The 680-nt window shown below is 30.4% G+C and carries 1 protein-coding gene; it reads right to left on the bottom strand.

What is annotated here, in order from left to right; translation table 11 throughout:
* Positions 1-98: 98 nt before the first annotated feature.
* The gene (locus Q0838_RS14230) at positions 99-587 is read right to left on the bottom strand and encodes a hypothetical protein (RefSeq protein ID WP_298956559.1); all 489 of its coding nucleotides are present in this window, start codon (positions 585-587) and stop codon (positions 99-101) included.
* Positions 588-680: the final 93 nt, after the last annotated feature.

Raw genomic sequence — 680 nt, 5'->3', positions numbered from 1 at the left:
TATACATGCTTCGGTCTTGAAGAGCCGTATGATGGGAGACTATCACGTACGGTTCTGTGAGAGGTTTAGGGGTGAGACTCCCCTTTACCTACTCGACTTTATTCATTCTCAATTTCAAAAATATGATTTGAATGAAACCAAAATTCTTTTTCACTTACTAATTCATTATCAGAAAGTGAATCGTTTTTTAAAATTCCTTTAAAAACATCTTCGTCTTTTTCAGCTATCTCAACCCACATTCTCTCAACATCATAATCTTTATCCAAGAATTGCAATTTCACATAACAATTTTTTTCCACAAGCTTTTTTTCTTGTTTTGAAGGTATAGGATTGTCATAAATTATTTCAGTCGCAGTTTTGGTAATATCTACTAATTCAAACCCATCCTTTTCAAACGTTGGTAACCGAGAATCAAATTGAATTTCAACGTATTCCGCTTTATATTTATTCAGTATTTTTATTTCTTTTTTAGTCAGAGGCACTTCTTTTCCAAAGTATTTATCATCTTTTCTCTTTTGCTTTTTCAATGAAAAGTATAAAATGATTCCGATTATTATAAAAGGTATAATATTAATTATGTAGCTCATTTTTTAAATTGTGGGTAACGGTAAGGCTATGATTCGTTTTACTCATCAATCCTTACCTTAAAATCTTAATTGATGGCTCTAAAGATATTACTT

The sequence above is a fragment of the uncultured Nonlabens sp. genome (assembly GCF_947495285.1).
Lineage (GTDB): Bacteria > Bacteroidota > Bacteroidia > Flavobacteriales > Flavobacteriaceae > Nonlabens.
This window is presented reverse-complemented; position numbering and strand designations above follow the sequence as displayed.